Source organism: Gillisia sp. JM1 (assembly GCF_000424645.1).
Taxonomy (GTDB): domain Bacteria; phylum Bacteroidota; class Bacteroidia; order Flavobacteriales; family Flavobacteriaceae; genus Gillisia.
Map to the genome: position 1 here is coordinate 863551 of NZ_KE384218.1, position 20828 is coordinate 884378.

The following is a 20828-nucleotide window of genomic DNA, read 5'->3' on the forward strand; positions in this document are numbered from 1 at the left end:
ATGCAGTTGGACAATCTCTTAACAGTATTTCTAATTATTGGTTTTGCCAGTACTGTTTTCTATGGAATGTATCGGGTAAGCAGATATGCCTTCCTTGTCAATTTTATAATGCTTGGTGTTCTTGTGTTTTATTTAAATGAAGAAATATCATTGTTATTATTAGCACTTTATTTGGTCTGCCCTCTGACATTAATTAATGTAACGATGTATGTATTTTTGCATAAAACTGATAGGCCCAAAAAAGGGGACATAAAATATCGGGTTAACTTTCCCACCAGCAAAGGAAATTTTAAACTAGAAAACATCAAACGTGGTGCATCGGTTATTGGTTCTGCTGGAAGCGGAAAGACTGAAAGCGTAGTTTTCGGTTTTCTAAAGCATTTTCTAAAGTATAAATTTTGCGGGATCATTCACGACTACAAAGATTTTGAACTCACAGAAATGGCATATCCTCTTTTCAAGGATAGCGACATTCCGTTTAAGGTCATTTCCTTTGATAAAATCATCCATAGGGTAAATCCTATAGCTCCACGCTATTTAGAGAATGAGGAAAGCGTAAATGAGGTGTCAAGGGTTTTAATTGAAAACCTATTGGAACAGCGAGAATCTGGAACAAGTGGAACGACCAAATTTTTCAATGACGCTGCTGAAGGATTAATAGGTGGATTGATTTGGAAATTGAAAACTACATATCCCCAATTTTGTACGCTTCCCCATTTGATTGCTATATACCAATATCTCGATACAGATAGCCTTATCCAATTTTTGGAAACCAATACCACATCCAGGGCAATGGCAGACGCATTTATTAGTGGCAAGGATTCTGAAAGACAAACAGCTGGAGTAAAAAGCACCTTGGCTAATGCTTTAAAGCGAATTAGCACACAACGAATATTTATGGCGTTGTCCGCAGATGAAGTGCCACTGAATATCAACAGCGTCGATAATCCAGCAATCATTTCCATTGTGAACAACCCAAAATTTGATACTTCTTATTCGCCTGTTATCGCTATGATTATCCATACAATTATCAAACAAATGAGTGTTCGGGATTGCAAAACATCTTTCCTGCTGATGGAAGAGGCACCTACTATACGTTTACTGAATATGCACCGTATTCCTGCAACGTTGCGGAGCTATGACATCGCAACGATTTATGTGATGCAAGACAAAATTCAGAATGATATGATGTACGGGGATAAAGCAAGCAAGGCAATATTAAGCAATCTTTCTTATCAGTTTTTCGGAAAGGTCAACGATCCGGACACCGCGAAATATTACGAACGATTCTTTGAGATCGTTAAAGATCCAACCAAAAGTGTAAGTCGAGGTTATAATCTAGATTTTGATACCCGCGTAACAACAGGAGAGAAGGAAATTCCAAAAATTAGGGCCGATGTTTTCTTTCGTTTAAAGCAGGGAGAGTTTATTACTTATGCGGATGGCAAGGATAAGAAGGTACAGTTCAAATTACAGAAGATTAAGCGGCAGTTTCCCGAAGAATCATTGCAGTTTTCCAAGAAAGATTTGGAATCTAATTTTGAAAGAATTTATGAGGAGGCTAGGTCGATATTCCGCTAATCACTTAAAAAAGTCTTATACATTTCTTACATTATTGAGTTGGAATTTTTAACTTTTCAATTAAAGAATAAGAATATAATGTAGTTAAGAGAAAGTAAAACTAATGGCAACAAATTCTATTAATTTCCGCTAATTTTAGAGGCTAAATTTAATTGTTGACTTTATGCCATTAACTATACACAGAATTATTGTTCATTATCTCGATAAACAAGAAAGAACTACTGATGCAGATATTGACTACTCAAGCGAGATGTTGACCATTGATGATTTCGCTACTAAATTAACTGATGAACTTCATAATTCAATAAGTGCAAATTCAAGTATTAAGAACGCCGCATTCAAAGAAGATGAAACCAACTCTTTTACAATACGGCTCAATGATTATTTGGAAGATGCCACAGATGATAAATTTGTTTTATTTAGTAAATCATTAGATCTATTAAAAACAAAGGTTGAGAAACAATCATTGGCAAAAGGTGGTTATTATCTTTTTTCTGACTACACCATCAATGATAGTCGCTACGTAGCTGTTGTGTTGTTGAGAAAAAAATCGGGTATTAATATTATTAAAGAAGGTAGTGAATATAAACTCGATGGAGCAGAAAACATAAATATTGATAAAATTGCAATGGCAGCAAGATTAAATTATGATATTTTTAATGCCATTGGTGACGACCGCAAATACTTGGCAATCATAACAACGCAGTCTGATGGTGAAGTATCTGAATATTTTAAAGAATGGGTATTAGCAGCGGGTATGATTAAAAACACTGTCAATACTGACAGACTTATGAAAATTATCAAAACAATTGACCTACCGAATGATGAAGAGGGAAATGAAATTTCTAGAAGCGATTTTCAACGTGCTGTTTACGAGTACGCAAGAACTAATAACCGCAGACGTGTGAATATTTACAATATGAGTGAGCATTTTTTTGGTTCTGATGCTAAAACTGCAATCAAAGACTTTGCTGATGCCAACGATATTGTGTTAGATCCAGAATTTAGGGTTGGCGGGAAATGGAAAAATTTGATAACAATAAAAGTTTCAGTACCAGGAATAATTCTAAATGTAGATTTTGATAAAATCAATGAAAACGATGTGGACGTGCAAGAAGATCAAATTATTATAAGGTCACCTGAACTTGCAGCACTTTTAACAAGGCGATATAACAATGCAACCGCTTTAGATGAGCAATAAAAACGATATAATTGAAGAATTTATTGATGAACTCAACAAAATAAATTTTGATGGGATCAGTCAATTTAATGGAATTGAATGCATTGTAGATGCTTCCAAACACCCTTCATTAATTGAACAAATTAAATCTGCTTTCAATAATCCAGAAGAATTACCAGGCAATAAGATTTCATTTTTATTAACGGATAGTAAATGGCTCGAAATTCTGTATTATTATGACGAAAATGATTTCATCAATAGATGCAGACTGGATTTTGAAAAGTACCAAGATAAGTCTATAGTTTTTCTAAGTCCATTAGGTAAAACAAATATTAAAGTAGTAACAGCGACAGACACTTACAAATTCGTTGTTAATTTTCTTACCTATAAATCGCTTCGCAAATTATTTATAGAAACAAAAGAACTTTCACAATTTAAAAACGAAACTTCAAAAACCTTTACCATTGTTAGCAAAGAATATGGGGTATTTCACGTTGGTTATTCACTTCCAGAATATTCATATTTCTACACTATTAATATTGCAGGAAAATCGGAACGATTAAAAAAAGAGTTCGAGAAAAAGGAGTTTATCCAATTCTTTAAAGAAATCATCGTAACCAGTGTACACAGCACAGATGAAAAGAATAGATTCAATGTAATTGTCAATCAGTTGGATTCAATAATTGATCTTACTACCAAAGACTACGAAGCGTATGTTTCAAATTTTGCTATAGATAAGATAAAGTCAGATTTCAAACAAGAAAGAGAATCATATTTTGAAAGTATAGACAGAAGTATTTCATCCATCGAAAAACAAGTTGTGGCTTTTCCGCTCACATTTGCTGCCAGTGTATTTGCAAGTTATAAAGTTCAAGATAAACCTGGTGTATTACTTTTAATATTGGTTGCATACCTACTTTATACCACTGTTGCATATTTGATTTTAAGTATGACGGCATACAATGTAAGATGCTTAAGAAAAGATGTTCAATCAGAAAAGAAAGCAATAAAGAATGCCTATGGTAAAATTTATGCAGATTTTAAAACAGATTTTGACAAGATAGAAACCAAAATTATCCTATTACGTGTTGTAATTGGTGTCCTATATGGAGTACTTACCTTTCTATTGGTATTGTTTGCATTGTATGCAGCTCACAATATGGGGTGTATAGATTTATCATCTTGGATTACATGGGTGCCAGAAAAAATTTAACCTTCCCAAACCCAAACCCAAACACCACGCCCCATTTCCTTTGCTTTGAATTTTTATACGTCAGAATTTTGAGTTGATCGCTTCGACAATCCTCTACAATTCTTTTTCAAAAGAAATTTCATACTGCTTGGGCCTTTGCAGATTTAAACAGAGTCATTTGTAATGGATTTGCTACCAACACTGAGAATAAAAAGAAATTAATTTAGCCTTCAATACAATCTAAAAATCAGAATTTCATTTAATAGGTTTTTTATGTTTTAATTACTTAAACCGTGGTTTTCTGCTTAAACCTAAATATATTGTAAGCGCAAAACAAAATTCTAGATCAATAAATGATAGACTTTAAAGAAAAAGCCAATCTCATTTGGGAAGTAGCAGACTTATTAAGAGGTGATTACAAACAATCTGACTATGGAAAAGTAATATTACCACTCACAGTTTTAAGAAGACTAGATTGTGTGCTACAACCAACAAAAGCAGAAGTTTTGGCTTTATTGCCAAAAGTTGCCGATAAACCTGACAAGACAAAAGATTTAATCCTTAATAAAATTGCAGGTCATAATTTCCATAATAGAAGTCAATACGATTTCGCAAAACTGGTAGCCGAACCAGACAAAATTGCTGCGAACCTCCGTAACTATATAAATGGATTCTCTTCGAGTGCCAGAGAGATTATAGAATACTTCAATTTTGATGACCAAATTGAACGAATGGACGACCCAAAAGCGGACATTCTTTTTCAAGTGGTGAAAAAGTTCTCTGAAATCGACCTGTCTGATATGGATAGTATGGATATGGGTTACACCTTTGAGGAATTGATTAGAAGATTCGCAGAACAATCCAACGAAACAGCGGGAGAACACTTTACACCAAGAGAAGTCATTAAACTAATGGTAAATCTCTTGTTCATTTCTGACAGTGAAACTTTAACAAAAGAAGGAATTGTAAAAACGCTATATGACCCAGCTTGTGGAACTGGTGGAATGCTTTCTATTGGCGAACAACACTTAAGAAGCTTTAATAAAAAAGCTAAACTAGAAGTTTTCGGTCAAGAAATAAATCCTGAATCCTACGCTATTTGCAAATCGGATATGTTGATTAAAGGTCAAACGGTTTCTAATATAAAATTTGGAAACACTTTTACGGTTGATGGATTGGAAGATGAAAAATTCGATTATATGCTTTCAAATCCACCGTTTGGAGTAGATTGGAAAAAAGCTCAAAAAATCATAAAAGCGGAACACGAAAACAAAGGACATTCAGGGCGTTTTGGTGCTGGATTACCAAGAATTAATGATGGTTCATTTCTATTCTTACAACATATGATTTCAAAAATGAAATCGGACGGAACAAGAATAGCAGTTGTATTTAACGGCTCGCCTTTATTTTCGGGAAGTGCTGGAAGTGGCGAAAGTAACATTAGACAATGGATTATAGAGAATGATTGGTTAGAAGCAATTATTGCAATGCCAGACCAATTATTTTATAACACTGGAATTTCAACGTATGTGTGGATTGTAAATAACAAGAAAGAAAAACAACGAAAAGGAAAAATTCAACTGATTAATGCCACAGGCACAAAAGATGATGAATTAATTGTAGAAGGGAAATTAGAGGTCAATCGTTTTTATGAAAGGATGACCAAGAGTTTAGGTAATAAACGAAAGAAAATCATAGAAAACGGAGAAGAAAAAGGTATTGGTTTTATTACCAAATTATACGGAGATTTTGAAGAAAATGAATTTTCTAAAATTTACCCTAACGATTATTTTGGGTATTGGCGAGCTACGATTGAACAACCTATAAAAGATGAAAAAGGAAAAATTGAAACCAATAGCAAAAAAGAACCAAAACCAGATTCTAAATTAAGAGATTACGAAAACATACCTTTCCTAAAATTGGATGCAGATAAAAAATTAGTACCAGAAACCATTGAAGAATATTTTAAACGTGAAGTAAGTCCACATTTAGCAGAAGCTTGGGTTGATGATAGTAAAACTAAAATTGGCTACGAAATAAACTTTACCAAATATTTCTATGAATTTAAGCCTTTACGATCACTAGACGATATTAAGGCTGAGATTTTTGCTTTAGAAACAAGTTCGCTGGAATTAGAAAAAAAAGTACTTGATTAATGGAGAAGTATGAAACATACAAAAATAGTGGTGTTGAATGGGTTGGAGATATCCCAGAGCATTGGAAATCTATTCGGTTAAAATACATTGGTGATTTATACGGAGGATTGTCAGGTAAATCTGGAAAAGATTTTAACCAAGATATAAACGAAAAAAATAAGCCCTTCATACCATTTGTTAACATTGCTAATAATACAGTAATTGATATTGAAAAACTTCAATATGTCGTGATTGAAGATACTGAAAAACAAAATGAAGTAAGTAAAGGTGATTTGTTTTTTATGATGAGTTCAGAAAACTTTGATGATGTAGGAAAATCTACAGTATTGTTAGATGATTTAGAAAATACATATTTAAATAGTTTCTGTAAAGGCTTTCATTTTACAAATGATAATTTTAATTCAGTTTTTATAAATTATCTTTTATTGAGTAAACCTTACAGAAGTTTAGTGCAAATAGAAGCTAATGGTTTCACTCGATTAAATCTTAAAATTGATAAAATAAAGAGTATTCCTTTAAGATATCCACCAAAAAAAGAACAATTAGAAATAGCCAATTTCCTTGATGAAAAATTAAGTGAAATTGACGAATTGGTTTATCAAAAAGAGAACTTACTGAAATTCTATAAAAAAGAAAAAGAAGTTGTAATCAATGAAATAGTTACTAAAGGTATTAATCCTGATGTTACTTTAAAAGATAGTGGTGTTGAATATATTGGGCAAATACCTGAGCATTGGAGTATTAAGAAATTAAGATATTTAGGTGTCTGCTCAAATGGGATTAGTAAAAGTGGTGACCAATTTGGATTTGGGTTTCCTTTTGTAAGTTATAGTGATGTGTACAAGAACCTTACACTTCCTGATTTTGTTGATGGCTTAGTCAATTCATCTGATACCGATAAAATTAGTTATTCTATAATAAAAGGGGATGTTCTTTTTACACGAACCTCTGAAACAGTTGAAGAAATTGGAATAGCTTCAACCTGTATTCAAACAATTAAAGACGCTGTGTTTGCAGGTTTTTTAATACGATTTAGACCCTTTGATGAAGTTTTGTATGATGGGTTTTCTAAATATTATTTCAGTGCACAAATCCATAGAAGATTTTTTGTGAAAGAGATGAATTTGGTTACTCGTGCGTCATTAAGTCAAGAACTTTTAAAAAAATTGCCTGTTGCTCTACCGTTAATTGAGGAGCAAAAAGAAATAGCTAAATACTTAGATAGATATCTTTTAGAAGTTGATTCCAAATCTGCAAAAACAAAAAAGCTAATTGCCCTACTTAAAGAATACAAAACAGCATTAATAAGCGAAGTAGTAACAGGTAAATTAAAAGTGAATTAAGATATGAGTTATACACATCAACAGATTTCGGAATCATTCTTTGCAGTCCAATCTTTTTTACAATTAAAACAATATAGTACTAGAAATAGTAATACTCTTAAATGTGAATTCTTCTTTAAAAACCCAAACCATTCATATCAGCATACTTTAGAAACAGAAAGCAAAGAGTTCATTGAAAACCTATCTTTTGTTCTACATTCTGACGCTTTCAAAACAGAAGGATATTATCAGCCTGTTTGGAGTGCATATCATATGTTTAGTTGGGATGAAACAATAGAAGAACTTTCGGTAGAATTAAATAATAAGGAATTTATTATCAAGCACATATAATTATGACACTCTGCGTCTCTTGGATAAGAAAAGTAAATAATACCGAAGAATTAATCTTCGCAACAGATAGTTGCCTTTCAGGTGGCGAAAGATGGAACAGCGGAGTTAAGCTGTTTGAATTGCCTAGAAAAGATTGTTTAATCAGTTTTGCAGGTGCTACAAGTCGCACCTATCCTTTAATTCTTAATTTAATTTCATCTATAAAATTTGACGAGCATTTATCTGACTCACATACTGACATAAATGAAGTTTTAGATTACTTAAGCAATCTATTTACCACCTTATACAACTCAATAGATTATGGTGGTACACAAAGTGAAGAAATTGAAGATTTTAAATTCTTGTTTGGTGGTTATTCTTGGAAAGAAAGTAAATTTAAACTTTGGGAAATAAAATATATAACAGACACTTCTGCCTTTATTCATAATGAAATAGATGAATCTACAATGTTTTTTGGATTTATTGGAGATGAAATTGAAAAAGCAGAAGAACTGCTAGAAGAAGAGCAAAAGAGTAATGGCAAGCGTTTTTCAAATAATTTTGATATGGAACCTTTTAAGGTTTTATTAAAAATGATTAGGGAAAAGGAATATTCAACTATAGATGGTGCAATACAAATAGCAAAAATACATCCACCAGGAACAACTGAATTTTTAGGTGTCTATTGGCCTTCAATAAAAGGAAACAAAACCTTTTTAGGTAAAGATGTTAGTATTGACAACAATCCCAATGTAAATTTTATCGACCCAGATACAGCAACAATTGTTGGAGAAGAACTACCAGAAAAGTTGATAGAAATTGATTCAGATATTTACGGGATAAATACAAAGTTTGTAGAAGATTGTTATCCTTTAGATGAAGACACAGCAAAAAGAATTTTAAAAGCTGAATTAACCAAAAGGCAAAAATCAAGGTTGAAACTTATTTTTAGAGATATTGCTTATGCTAGATTTATAGAAGGCGAACAACTAGAACAAGAAACTGAATAATTATGGCAAAAATTACAACAGAAAACACATTTGAAACTGCCATAGTTGATTCTTTAATCGCAAATGGAGGTTACACACAAGGTAATTCAGCAGATTACAGTCCTGAACTGGGAATGTTTAAATATGAAGTTTTAAACTTTCTACAAGAAACGCAACCCAAAAATTGGAAGAAAATCGCATCAATTCACGGAGAGCAAGTAGATAACCGTATTATTCAACGCATCTACAAAGAAATGGATTTAAGGGGTGCTTTAGATGTAGTTCGTAATGGATTTACAGATTATGGCGTACGTTTCAAATTAGCATTTTTTAAACCTGAAACAAGTTTAAATCCTGAAACAAAAGAGTTATACGATAAAAATCAATTGAAAGTAATTCGTCAAGTGTATTACACACATAAGAATAAAAATTCAGTTGATATTGTTTTGTCTTTAAATGGAATACCATTAGCAACTATAGAATTAAAAAATCATTTTACAGGTCAAAATACGGACAATGCTAAAAAGCAATATGCAAGCTCAAGAGATAATAGAGAATTACTTTTTGCTTTCAAAAAAAGAGCATTAGTGCATTTTGCGGTAGATGATGAAGAGGTTTTTATGGCCACAAAATTAGATGGCACAAAAACTTTTTGGCTTCCATTCAATAAAGGATATAACAGAGGAAAAGGAAATCCACCAAATAAAGATGGTTACAAAACTGACTATTTATGGAAAAAAATATTAGCCAAAGATAGTTGGCTAGATATTGTTCACCGTTTTGTTCATCTTCAAACAGAAGAAATTGAAATTGAAGGAAAAACATTTAAGAAAGAAAAAATGATTTTCCCTCGATACCATCAATTGGATGTAGTTAGAGATATTATAAAAGATGTAAAAGTAAATGGAGCAGGTAAAAATTATTTAGTTCAACATTCGGCAGGTTCAGGAAAAAGTAATTCCATTGCTTGGTTATCCTATCGTTTGTCAAGTTTACATAATGCACAAGACGAACGAATTTTTGATAGCGTAATAGTAGTTACAGACAGAAGAGTTTTAGACCAACAATTACAAAACACCATTTACCAATTTGAACACAAAACTGGTGTTGTACAGAAAATAGATAAAGACAGTTCTCAATTAGCAGATGCTTTAAATTCTGGCTTGCATATAATTATTACAACTTTGCAAAAATTCCCATTCGTAATAGAAAAAGTGGAAGAATTTTCAGGACGAAAATTTGCAGTAGTAATTGATGAAGCACATAGTTCACAAGGAGGCGAAGCTCATAAAAAAATGAAAGAAGTTTTAGGAGCACCTGAAACTGAAGATGAGGAAGACAACGAATATTCTGCCGAAGATTTTATTAGTGAACAAGTAGAGAAATCTGCTTCTGCAAGAGGCAAACAAAATAATATTTCATTTTTTGCATTTACAGCAACACCTAAATTTAAAACACTCGCTATTTTCGGAAAAACGGGAAGTGATGGTAAACCTGAACCTTATCATTTATATTCAATGCGTCAAGCAATAGAAGAAGGATTTATTTTAGATGTTTTACAGAACTATACCAATTACGAATTATTCTTTAAGCTTTCAAAAGCAATTGAGGATGACCCAGATTTAAATAAGAAAAAAGCATCAAGAGCAATTGGTGCATTTGTTAATTTTCATCCACATAATTTAGCTCAAAAAACAGAAATTGTTATCGAACATTTCCGTCAAGTAGTCGCAACAAAAATTGGTGGACGAGCAAAAGCAATGTTTGTAACATCTTCAAGAAAACTAGCCAAAAGGTATTTTGAAGAGTTTAATAAATACATAAATGAAAACGAATACACCAACGAACTCAAAGTTTTGGTTGCATTTTCAGGAAAAGTAATAGATGATAATTATCCTGATGGTGTTTCAGAACCGCAATTAACAGGTTATGGCGAAAAAGAACTTCCAAAGGCATTTAATGAAGAAGGCTACAGAATTCTAATTGTTGCAGATAAATACCAAACAGGATTTGACCAACCTCTTTTGCATACTATGTATGTAGATAAAAAACTTTCTGGAGTAAAAGCTGTTCAAACTTTGTCACGTTTAAACAGAATGACAGCAGGAAAAGAAGATACTTTCGTATTGGATTTTGCAAACGACCGACAAACGATTTTTGAATCCTTTCAACCATATTATGAAAAGACATTGGTTGCAGAAGAGCCTGAAATCAATCACCTTTTTGATTTGAAATTAAAGATTGACGAAAAACAAATCATTCAAGAATCAGAAGTTAACGCCTTTGCAAATGTTTATTTTAAACCGACAGGAAAACTAGATATAAAAGACCAATCTCGTTTATATTCATTTATCGACCCAGCAATTGATAGGTATAAAGCAATAGAAACAGAACCTGAAAAAGATGAGTTTAAAAAGAGTTTGAGAACTTGGACAAATCTGTATTCTTTTCTTGCTCAAATTATGCCATTTAAAGAGCCTGAATTTGAAAAATTCTATGCGTATTCTAAATTATTGCAGACCAAATTACCGAAAAAGGAATTAGCCGAGAGTTTGCAACTTTCAGATGAAATTGCAATGGAGTATTATCGCTTGCAGAAAGTTAAGGAAGGCTCAATTGATTTAGTAAAAGGAGAAGATGGAGAATTGGACGGATTAACCGAAGCAGGAATTAAAAGAGCAAAAGAAGAAAAGGCATTGCTTTCGGAAATAATCAATGTTCTAAATGACCGATTTGGAACTGAATTTGAAGAAGCTGACCGACTATTTTTTGAGCAAATAGAAGCAGAATTAGTGCAAGACGAAAAGTTGCAGGCACAAGCGAAAGCCAATAAAATAGATACGTTTAAATATGCTTTTGAGGATATGTTCCTAAATAAACTGATTGAACGTATGGACCAGAATCAGGACATATTTGACAAAATAATTGAGAATAAATCTTTCGGAAATTTGGTAAAGGAGTTAATGCTCAATAAAGTTTATTCTAGAATTAACGATACAGATCAAACATGATAAATTCACATTAAATCTTCCTATCTGTATGTTCGGTCTTTGGAGCAAACAGTAAAATGATACCAAAAGAAAACTATTTTAAATAATGAAATGGTAGAATACCCATAGTCTGAATCCCAAAATTCTACAGTTTAGTGCCGTGCAAAAATGTTTAAAATGGCACTTTTTCTTTAGAATTTCTAACAGTCCTGCCATTCGCCATCTTGTTTTTCCTAATTTTTAAAATGCTTGGTGTCCTGTTATACGGTAGTTAAATCAATTTACACAATTTAATATCATTATCTTTATTGCCAATTTATTTAAATAATGACCGAGACAAACCGCATAGAATACAAAAGGGAACTTTCCGAAGGACTTGAAAAAGAGGTTATTGCTTTTTTGAACTATCGTGAAGGTGGCATTCTATATATTGGCATCGATATAAAAGGAAACACTTATGGATTGGCAGATTCTGATGGAGACCAATTAAAAATAAAAGATAAATTAAAAAATAACATTCGTCCCTCTGCAATGGGTCTATTTGATATTGTTAGTGAAGTTAGGGATGGAATGGACATTCTAAAAGTCATAGTCGCAAGTGGCCCAGAAAAACCGTATCATCTTAAAAAATATGGGATGAGTGAAAAAGGTTGTTTTATTCGTTTGGGTTCTGCTGCAGAACCAATGTCGCAAAAAATGATTGATGAGCTTTTTGCTTCTCGTACCCGTAATTCTATTGGAATAATAAAGGCGCATCGCCAAGACTTAGGATTTGAGCAGTTGCAAATTTATTATCAAGAAAGACAAAAGCCGCTCAATAAGCAGTTCAGGAAAAATTTAGAGCTTACCACCACAAACGGTGATTTAAACTACGCGGCTTATTTGTTGGCCGATGAAAATAACATTTCTGTAAAAGTAGCTAAGTATAAAGGTAAAACGCGTGTAGATTTAGTGGAAAGTAATGAATACGGCTACTGCTCTTTGGTGAAGGCATCCAAGAGTGTATTGGATAAAATGAATTTAGAAAACCGTACGATTACTCAAATCACAGCTAAAGAAAGAAAAGAACATCGTCTTTGGAATGCTATTGCACTACGAGAGGCGGTTATAAATGCTTTTGTACATAATGATTACACTCGTGAAATCGCACCGAAATTTGAAATTTTCAGGGATCGATTAGAAATTACATCCGCAGGTTCTTTACCAGAGGGACTAAGTAAAAGTGAATTTTTTGAAGGGTATTCTATCCCAAGGAATAAAGAATTAATGCGTGTGTATAAAGATTTGGACCTGGTGGAACAATTAGGTTCTGGAATACCCAGAATAATGGAATATTATGATAAATCATGTTTTAATTTTTCGGATAATTTTCTAAGGATGGTGCTGCCTTCTGCAGTAGCGGTTTATTCGGACAGCCCGCAAGTCACCCCCCAAGTCACCCCCCAAGTCACCCCCCAAGTACAGGAACTTATAAACCTTATTAACGGCGAAGTTAGTAGAACCGAATTACAAGCCTCTTTAAGGCTTTTGGATAGAAAAAATTTTAGAATTAATTATTTAATACCTGCCCTAGATGAGGGATTTATAGAATTAACAATACCAGACAAACCTAGAAGCAGCAAACAAAAGTATAGACTAACCCAGGAAGGAAAAAAAGCAAGACAAGAATGAAATTAAATCCCCACACTTCAAACCTTAGACTGTTGACGGGTGTGGTTAGGAAAAATATGACTAACCAGCGAAAGAAACGTTTGTCAAATTTATGGGAAGGCATCAATCAGCATGAAATATTCTTGATTTTTCAGTTTTTCATTCCCTACAACATTATGGTAATTTAATTGTTTATATGGGGCTGAAGGGGCTAGTTCCTCCATCTTCGCAACCATACCTAGGTAATCAACTAGCATCTTCCTAAGGAGGAGTGAGTAGAAATATAGAGACACCCCTATTTTCTAAATTGATGTTCAACCAGATGTTTATAATTCCATTAAAGATTGGTTAGAATATGCTGTTGATACTATTTAGAGAATAATTAAGAAATTTAAAAAGGTTAGATCAAAGTAGAAAAGCAATGATGAATTTAATTTCCATAAGTATGGCTTTTCAATACCCTTAAAATACTGATATTTTTATTTAGCCCGTATCATGAAATTATTTTAAAAAGGTCCTCTTTCTCTAGGTCCTTTACTTGTGACCATCCATTGACCATTATCTTTGACCAGCTTAAAAACACCAGGCTTACTGTCATAAGCCGTGGTATATTTGACCCAAGCCAAATCGCCATCAATGGTTTCGTCCAAGATTTTTACATTGGCATCTTTGTCTTGATCGGGTATCATATCCTGAATCATTATTAATCCACTATAACCGTCGGAAGTTGTGTACTTATTTAAGGTGGAATTATCCTTTGCGTAGAAACTTTCGAGAACTATTTCAGTTGTCTCGGTATGGGTTAGATTTTGTTTTTCTGCGCAAGAGAAAATAAACAATGCTAATACGGAAGTGATTAATGCTCTCATAACTGTACTAATTTGGATTATTAATATATCTATGTGATATTTTTAGTTCAATATTACGTTCGCCATCTTTTTCGTTCAATTCCAAAACTGTCTTACGATCATTAGATAATGAAAACTTGGGCAACACATAAACGAATCGTACCGTTTCATTTTCTGCGATTTTAGAAGGCAAATTCTTTTTGAAAATCGGTTCTTGATATAGACGTTGCAGCGATATCCTTTTTCCTTTTTGTCTTGTTTCAATAGAGAGTTTCAAGAAATTCAAATCGTAATCCAAAGTAGAATTATTCTGAATCTGGATAACGAAGTAGAGCTCTTCTCTATCAAAGACAATATTTTCAACACTTAAAATAATACCTTCATTCCGCTTTTTGATCCGGCCAATACTCTGTTTTCTGTCAAGAAGATAAGTACTGAATTTTTCATAATAATACTTCCTTTTATCAACACTTTTTTCAGAAGTTTCAGTCTGAATCGAATCTTTTCCCTTGGGCTTCTCATTCCCAATACTATTGGACGTTGGAATGAAATAATTGAGCCTTACAAGCTTCTCTTTATACCTTACAATATACGAAAAAATGGAACCATCTCTATTGACAATCAGAAGATTACTTTCTTCTCCAGGCTTTGCCTGAAGCAGCCCAAAATACTGTTCTTTTTCACGGTTGTAAGTAAACACAAAATTCTCTGAACCTGTTATTCCTTGTCGAATGGGTTCAGGAAAAAAGAGAGCAACATTTTTGGTATCATTGGCGTAAATAGTATCCAGAATGTTAGATGTTTGCGCTGTACCTTGTGCTGAGCAAAGATGAGTTGCAAAAATACAAGTGGCTAAAAAAATTGAAGTTATTATATATCTTTTCATAAGAGTGAATTTTAAAGACCCATTATGGGCTCATAATTTTGGTTTTAGAATAAGTTTGTAGTTGTTCAGCACGGTTATCTGAACGTTCCGATTGTTACGTTTAAGTATCTTGGTAATTCCGCTTACTTGCGGAACACTCGGGATGTTGATATCGCCAATTATATCGTCCAATACTTCACTAGTTGCCTCAGCGCGAAAGTTGTTTTCCACATAGATGCCTTCACTACCATCCTGCAAATCGAATGCTTTTAGAATTGTGGGATGATGATTGATATTCTCAATGTCAATTAAAGCACGATTAGGCTGAAAGCTGATAAATCCAAATACTAGGGTATTCTTAGGCATCTTTCTGTTATTGATTGTTGCAGCTTTGGTAAGGCGCATTCTTAGTCTGGTATTCGCTTTTACAATCTGATCGCCATCGACCACCACATAAATAGTTTCGTCTGTATTACTGATTATTGAAATCTCGTTCGGCTTTGGCGAAGAAGCAAAAAACAATTGATGTTCTAGACCCAGTTCTTTGGCTTGAATTTTTTCTTCTCTTTTTATTTCAGCTGAATCCATTTGCTGCTTATCTTTTCGGGGAGCTCTCTTTTCTTGGATGTTTTGATACCGCTTTTCGGTATATTGGATCCTACCTGAATTATAAATACTATCTACGATACGTTCTTTTTCACGTTCGGGTAGATCTGGATCATAAAAGCCCATGGAATCAATCAACTTTTCATCATAGATACTAGGAGCGTTTGTTTCGCGAACTTCCTTCAAATCATTGATGGCATCCAGTTTAGAATCGTATTCTTTCTGATTTTCTTCTAAATCGGGTACCAAGGTCTGCTCAAGGTTATCGTTTTCACTTTCATCATCGCCAATTACCATCAGGGAATAGGAAATTATAAATATTAAAATCACAGCAACTATCGCTGCAAATACAATTTTGTTCTTTTCTATTTTCATCTGTTGCAGTTTATTTATTTATCGTTTTTCAGATGTAATTCGCCAATCAACATTCCGGTTAATATCCCAAATTTTTATGGCTCATTTCATAAGAGTGATTTTTTAAATGCCGTTTGCCTGCCCGAATATGGTCAGGCGGGTCGGCTCAATTTTCATTGTTCAGTTTTCTTAAAGTGTTTTCGAAGTAGTCTGTAATCAACAAACCGTGCGGATTATTGGGAAAGTTTCGATCAACAATAATCAGATTTCCCGTAGAAATCAATTCATAGATGTCGATTATCGACCCTCTATTGATTTCAAAAATGGTTGTTGTAGTAAAACTGTGAGAGCCTTTATTTTCAATGATTTTTGAATCGACACTAAGTACTTTTTGAACCAAGGAATATTGCAATAATCGATTGTAAACACCATCAGCTTTTTTCTGCCGATACAGGTTGTCCACAGAACTATTACCTAGCCAAAGTGCTTTTTTTAAATTACGTTCATAGTTACTAGCATCGATATTATAGAAGTAGTTGTGAAACAGTTCTAAATGTGCCAAAGCTTCGACTTTGAAATTCTCTTTTTGGGTAACGAGCTTTACTGGTATGATGCTGCCATCCGTATTGATGGCAAAGGCACTATTAAGCGCATTTTTATGAGTAGTATAAGCTATCCAAACCGAAAAGGTACTGGTTAGCAATGCACAAACCACAACTGCTAAAACGATAAATCGGTTTAACTTTAGAACGCTATATATATTCTTGTACGGTGTTTTCATGTTGTTTTAGATTAGCTTGTAAACAATCTGAGCGTGAATGATGTGGCACGGCTATATAATTTAAATTTTAGAAAAACTATAAAACCAACAGAACCAAGCTGTACCACAGGAGCAAAAAAGCCTTGACCTACATCTGTTCCGAAAAGATTTGACCAAAAACTTGTATTAAGCTCGGTGTAGATTGCATTAATAAATATATTGACCAAAAAGAAGGCAGGCACTAGCATATAAACCGCAGCGTATAATTTGAAAAATGAGTAAGCAAGGGAGCGGAATTTTTCAAATACCGCTAAGCTAATGACCAATGGGAAAAAGGCCTGCATTAATCCCAGTAGAAAGTAACGTTCTGCAAGAAATAGCGGGTAAATAAACAAATCTAAGATCCAAAGGAAGAGGCTTATAATAAAAGCGAAAATTTTGAATCCATATAGCGGTGTTATTAGAGCCTCATAGAGTAACGCCATGGCAGCTTGTGCAGCTTCAATAAAGTTGATATCCTCCTCTATGGGAATATCCTGCATCTGCAATGGTAATAGCGCAGGTGCTGTTCCGCGATATTGACTCTCTATAGAAACTAGAATACTATCAAAGAACCCTAGTACTTGTGTTGAAAAAATGACCAATAGTACTACTGCAAAATTTTTGGCCAATTCGCCAGGACTCAGTCCCCAGGTGTAACCGTCTTTATCCGCAATTCCTTCATTGTATTTTTTTAGGATATTTATAAGAAAAAATAGAACAGCAAGCGTTTTCATTCCAGCAATAGTATATTGCGAGAAACTGCTATTCTGTATGGTCTGGAAAACGGTATCGATATATTCCAGTCCTATTCCTAAAATGATTATTGCGGTCATCTCTAATATTCGGTTTCGCGGTTATTGATTTTATCCTGCATCTTTCTGAAGGAAATAATATCCTTGTATCTTCTGGTTTTAGTTTTGATATTGGAAACCATTTCCTTCGATTCCAATTCTTTTTCCTTTAGAATTTCCGCACGTTCGGCATCGCTCATTTTGAGGTAATCGCTAGAGAGAATCTCATCGATAAAATCCATTGCGTCTAGAGAGTTTTCTACGATAGCAGTGAATGATTCCGATACCCTTGCGACTTCATCAGGTTTGATGTATGGGCTGTTAAGGATGTCTCTTAAATCATCCTGCATCACATCAATAAGACGTTGGTTGTTTCGTCCAACTTCTCGGACAGCTTTTAATTGTCTAACTACATCGTTGACCTTTTCAATGTTTTCTTGTTGTGTCTTTAAGAACTGTACGGTCTTGATAATGTTTGCCGTCTGCTTACCTGATTCAATCAGTTGTTTTACCAAGCTGATAAAGTTGGTGTTGTCATAAGTGGGCATTCCTTGGGCCTTAACGCATGCAGGCAATAATAAGGCGATGGCCATTACCGCTATTAATGTTTTAATTTTTGTTTTACTCACAGCTTGTCTATTGCTTAAGTGTTCGTGAATTTTCTTTGAAAATTTCATAGTGCTTATATTTAAGAATTGATGAAGATTTTGATGGCCTCTTCCATTGAGCCAGTCTTATTATAAATCGCCATTATGGCTTCGTTTTCCTGTCCATCGGTCAGGTAAGCTGCATATACTTCTTTCGGCACTTCGAGCCTGAAAATGTTGCTTTCCTTTCCAATCTTGATGAACATTTCGGTGTACTTCCGTGAACCGGAAAGATTGTTTTTGATAGACTTTAATTGATTCAAGTCGTGGCTTGATAGGTTGAGTCTTCTAACCAGTTCGGTATATCCTTTTTCATTATTCAAGCTATAGATGACTTGTGTGTTTTCTAAGATGCTAGCTGCAGTAGAATTATTCGGAAGCTGATTGATAGATTGTAGAATAATCCCAATCGCTCCGTTTTGTTTCCGGATTGCCTGGTAATAAAATTCTACACTTTCCAATACGTTTTCAAACTTCAATTGCTTGGCAAACTCATCAAATAGGATGATGCCTTTCTCTGCACGGTTTTTCCATATAGTCCGTTGAATAGCTGATTTAATCAGCTTTAACATTACGGATAGAATTTCCTTATTATCTTTTACTTCATCCAGTTCAAAAACAATTAATCGTTTGTCCTCGATTTTGTAGGTCTGATCTTCGCTCACCTCAAACAGAAAGCTATAAAGACCATGGCCGACATATTCGGACATTACGTGTAAGAAACTCGTAACATTGAAGTAGTCAGGATGGATTTTAAGAGTGTTTAGAAGATCTTCCTGATTCTTTTCGATGAAGTTGTAAAAACCTTCTAAAGAGTGATTTTCAGAAGTGCTATCGTAATAATGGCGTAGTATTTTCTTGATGGAAACAGATTGTGCCTTGGTCACTTTCAGTTCGGAGGCGAACAGCTCAAATAAGAACACGGACAGATCTTCCAATCGTTCCGGCGTCAAATCATTTTGATTGCTGATGTAAAATGGATTGATACCCAAATTCTTTCCACTTTCGTACCGCAATACTGTGTATTGTTCAGGATAGAGTTTAGCAAATTTTGTGTAGGATCCTCCAAGATCTATAATAACCAGGCGAACACCACTTTCAAAATATTGACGTAGAATATTATTGGCTAAAAAAGATTTGCCTTCACCTGTGGGGGCGAAGATGGCAAAATTGCGTGCCTTAATTCGTTTTTTACGCTCATCCCAGACATCTTTGAGAACTGGAATACTATGTTCACGATCATTGAAGATGATTCCCGTAGTATCCGATTTGTAATTAGTGTTATTGATGAATAGGCATATCGCGTGCTTGAGATCTGTTACGTATAAGTCGTCGTTCGAGAAGTTGGAAGAGTAGCAAAAGAAACTATTCAATATGTAATTTTTCCGCTCTTCCCCTCTCGGATAATATGGGATGATATCTAGTTCCTTGAATTCAGTCTTTATCTTAGAGGTAATTTTAGCTAACTCGTTAGAATCCTTAGACCAGTAAACAATATTGAGATGACCACGGATGATCCGTGCATTGTCATCAGCATTAATTTGATCCAGAATATGCTGAATCTTTCCAAGTACCAATTTGTTCTGTGATCCGAAATTGGAACTTTTGTTAAGTTCCTCTATTTTCTTATCGAGCAGCTTGCGCCACTTATGCTTGTCATCCAAATAAAGAATCTGATTTACAATATGGTTTTCATTGAGCGTAAGCCCTAGACCATCAATAAAACCCTGATGAAACACAAAATCGTCAGAAGTGAATTTCTCATTGGTTTTGCTACTTTGTACACTTTCGCCAAAGCACAGTTCGCTATTGATGGCAAGGGCATCAAAATGGTTCTCGCCAATATTGACGCTTTTATTATCCAGCAAAATATCGGTATCAAAGCCCTCATTAAATCCATTGAAATAGGTCTGTGTGAGACCAATAATTTCTTTTTCATTTAATGTTCTGAGAGAGACTTTCCTGCTATTGTTTATAAAAGAAACGGAATCGCTTATCGAGTTGGCGAAACTCTTAATGTTGTCATCCAGTTCCTGAACAATTCCCTTGGAAACCTTTTTAAAGGGATTGACGTATTTTGTATTGTTGAGCGCTTTATTCTTGGTCAGGATAAAGAACAAATAACATTTGTGCTCAATATACTCGCGACCTTTAAAATGCTCGTGTGTGGCTTTTTCCAAAAATGTTGAATTCGGAAGCTTTTCTGAAGAATAAAACTTCTTTAAATAGATATCCTGCTTGTGAACCACAGTCCCAACGGGTAAGGATTTTAAAGCTTGAAACCAGGCACCGTGAATGTCTTCAAAATCCTTTTCGGAAAGGGAATAGATTTCTGGTAGGTTCCCTTCATAGCATAAGACCACATTGCCATTATTGGCAAATACGATATTGTCTTGAATATCTGCAATGGGCCTGTATGCTGAAAGGTTAATCTTGTTCATAATCAAAGCCTGTATTTCTTTTGTTACTAATTATTCTTGGGAAAACCTTCGCCATATGAAAGATTTGTGGGTTGTTATGTATTC

Annotated in this window: 16 protein-coding genes; 9 read left to right on the forward strand and 7 right to left on the reverse strand. The window is 34.0% G+C overall.

The genetic code is table 11. From position 1 onward, the window contains the following. The 9 genes from H033_RS0107230 (at position 1) to H033_RS0107270 (ending at position 13411) form a co-directional block, all read left to right on the forward strand. On the forward strand, positions 1 to 1581 hold the full coding sequence (locus H033_RS0107230) for a type IV secretory system conjugative DNA transfer family protein (RefSeq protein WP_026837700.1): 1581 nt from the start codon (positions 1 to 3) through the stop codon (positions 1579 to 1581). Between the two features lie 163 nt (positions 1582 to 1744). Then, positions 1745 to 2782, forward strand: a complete 1038-nt coding sequence (locus H033_RS0107235) for a nucleoid-associated protein (protein WP_026837701.1) — start codon at positions 1745 to 1747, stop codon at positions 2780 to 2782. After that, entirely contained in the window at positions 2772 to 3974 is a 1203-nt protein-coding gene (locus H033_RS0107240) for a hypothetical protein (RefSeq protein ID WP_026837702.1), read from the forward strand. The genes H033_RS0107235 and H033_RS0107240 overlap by 11 nt, the downstream gene beginning before the upstream one ends. A gap of 332 nt (positions 3975 to 4306) precedes the next feature. Next, complete coding sequence (locus H033_RS0107245) at positions 4307 to 6109, forward strand: class I SAM-dependent DNA methyltransferase (protein WP_026837703.1); 1803 nt, start codon at positions 4307 to 4309, stop codon at positions 6107 to 6109. After that, positions 6109 to 7452, forward strand: coding sequence for a restriction endonuclease subunit S (locus H033_RS0107250; RefSeq protein WP_026837704.1), 1344 nt, complete (start codon positions 6109 to 6111; stop codon positions 7450 to 7452). Before H033_RS0107245 ends, H033_RS0107250 begins: the two co-directional genes overlap by 1 nt. A gap of 3 nt (positions 7453 to 7455) precedes the next feature. Then, positions 7456 to 7782 carry a hypothetical protein gene (locus tag H033_RS0107255; protein WP_026837705.1) on the forward strand — a complete coding sequence of 109 codons (327 nt, stop codon included), beginning with the start codon at positions 7456 to 7458 and terminating at the stop codon, positions 7780 to 7782. 2 nt (positions 7783 to 7784) lie between these two features. Beyond that, positions 7785 to 8771 (forward strand): hypothetical protein, encoded by a 987-nt coding sequence (locus H033_RS0107260; protein WP_026837706.1) that lies wholly within the window; start codon positions 7785 to 7787, stop codon positions 8769 to 8771. A 2-nt stretch (positions 8772 to 8773) separates the two neighbouring features. Further along, positions 8774 to 11761 (forward strand): UvrB domain 3-containing protein, encoded by a 2988-nt coding sequence (locus H033_RS0107265; RefSeq protein ID WP_034886165.1) that lies wholly within the window; start codon positions 8774 to 8776, stop codon positions 11759 to 11761. A gap of 306 nt (positions 11762 to 12067) precedes the next feature. Then, complete coding sequence (locus H033_RS0107270) at positions 12068 to 13411, forward strand: Fic family protein (RefSeq protein WP_034886166.1); 1344 nt, start codon at positions 12068 to 12070, stop codon at positions 13409 to 13411. Between the two features lie 485 nt (positions 13412 to 13896). On the opposite strand, the gene H033_RS0107280 is transcribed toward H033_RS0107270, so the two are convergent. From H033_RS0107280 to H033_RS0107310, 7 genes are all read right to left on the reverse strand, one after another. Next, positions 13897 to 14259: a hypothetical protein gene (locus H033_RS0107280; RefSeq protein ID WP_026837709.1), complete on the reverse strand. Its 363-nt coding sequence runs from the start codon at positions 14257 to 14259 to the stop codon at positions 13897 to 13899. Positions 14260 to 14266: 7 nt separating this feature from the next. Continuing rightward, positions 14267 to 15124, reverse strand: a complete 858-nt coding sequence (locus tag H033_RS0107285; RefSeq protein ID WP_026837710.1) for a DUF4138 domain-containing protein — start codon at positions 15122 to 15124, stop codon at positions 14267 to 14269. A 30-nt stretch (positions 15125 to 15154) separates the two neighbouring features. After that, positions 15155 to 16084, reverse strand: coding sequence for a conjugative transposon protein TraM (gene traM, locus H033_RS0107290; protein WP_026837711.1), 930 nt, complete (start codon positions 16082 to 16084; stop codon positions 15155 to 15157). 145 nt (positions 16085 to 16229) lie between these two features. After that, entirely contained in the window at positions 16230 to 16844 is a 615-nt protein-coding gene (locus H033_RS0107295) for a conjugal transfer protein TraK (RefSeq protein ID WP_026837712.1), read from the reverse strand. 11 nt (positions 16845 to 16855) lie between these two features. Beyond that, positions 16856 to 17698 (reverse strand): hypothetical protein, encoded by an 843-nt coding sequence (locus H033_RS0107300; RefSeq protein WP_026837713.1) that lies wholly within the window; start codon positions 17696 to 17698, stop codon positions 16856 to 16858. Between the two features lie 2 nt (positions 17699 to 17700). After that, positions 17701 to 18333, reverse strand: coding sequence for a conjugal transfer protein (locus H033_RS0107305; RefSeq protein ID WP_231367572.1), 633 nt, complete (start codon positions 18331 to 18333; stop codon positions 17701 to 17703). Between the two features lie 11 nt (positions 18334 to 18344). Further along, positions 18345 to 20744 carry a TraG family conjugative transposon ATPase gene (locus H033_RS0107310; protein WP_026837715.1) on the reverse strand — a complete coding sequence of 800 codons (2400 nt, stop codon included), beginning with the start codon at positions 20742 to 20744 and terminating at the stop codon, positions 18345 to 18347. Positions 20745 to 20828 lie beyond the last annotated feature (84 nt).

Bases quoted from the DNA above. Each gene is read 5' to 3' on its own strand.
- H033_RS0107230 (WP_026837700.1), top strand. From the start codon at position 1: ATGCAGTTGGACAATCTCTTAACAGTATTTCTAATTATTGGTTTTGCC.
- H033_RS0107235 (WP_026837701.1), top strand. From the start codon at position 1,745: ATGCCATTAACTATACACAGAATTATTGTTCATTATCTCGATAAACAA.
- H033_RS0107240 (WP_026837702.1), top strand. From the start codon at position 2,772: ATGAGCAATAAAAACGATATAATTGAAGAATTTATTGATGAACTCAAC.
- H033_RS0107245 (WP_026837703.1), top strand. From the start codon at position 4,307: ATGATAGACTTTAAAGAAAAAGCCAATCTCATTTGGGAAGTAGCAGAC.
- H033_RS0107250 (WP_026837704.1), top strand. From the start codon at position 6,109: ATGGAGAAGTATGAAACATACAAAAATAGTGGTGTTGAATGGGTTGGA.
- H033_RS0107255 (WP_026837705.1), top strand. From the start codon at position 7,456: ATGAGTTATACACATCAACAGATTTCGGAATCATTCTTTGCAGTCCAA.
- H033_RS0107260 (WP_026837706.1), top strand. From the start codon at position 7,785: ATGACACTCTGCGTCTCTTGGATAAGAAAAGTAAATAATACCGAAGAA.
- H033_RS0107265 (WP_034886165.1), top strand. From the start codon at position 8,774: ATGGCAAAAATTACAACAGAAAACACATTTGAAACTGCCATAGTTGAT.
- H033_RS0107270 (WP_034886166.1), top strand. From the start codon at position 12,068: ATGACCGAGACAAACCGCATAGAATACAAAAGGGAACTTTCCGAAGGA.
- H033_RS0107280 (WP_026837709.1), bottom strand. From the start codon at position 14,259: ATGAGAGCATTAATCACTTCCGTATTAGCATTGTTTATTTTCTCTTGC.
- H033_RS0107285 (WP_026837710.1), bottom strand. From the start codon at position 15,124: ATGAAAAGATATATAATAACTTCAATTTTTTTAGCCACTTGTATTTTT.
- traM (WP_026837711.1), bottom strand. From the start codon at position 16,084: ATGAAAATAGAAAAGAACAAAATTGTATTTGCAGCGATAGTTGCTGTG.
- H033_RS0107295 (WP_026837712.1), bottom strand. From the start codon at position 16,844: ATGAAAACACCGTACAAGAATATATATAGCGTTCTAAAGTTAAACCGA.
- H033_RS0107300 (WP_026837713.1), bottom strand. From the start codon at position 17,698: ATGACCGCAATAATCATTTTAGGAATAGGACTGGAATATATCGATACC.
- H033_RS0107305 (WP_231367572.1), bottom strand. From the start codon at position 18,333: ATGAAATTTTCAAAGAAAATTCACGAACACTTAAGCAATAGACAAGCT.
- H033_RS0107310 (WP_026837715.1), bottom strand. From the start codon at position 20,744: ATGAACAAGATTAACCTTTCAGCATACAGGCCCATTGCAGATATTCAA.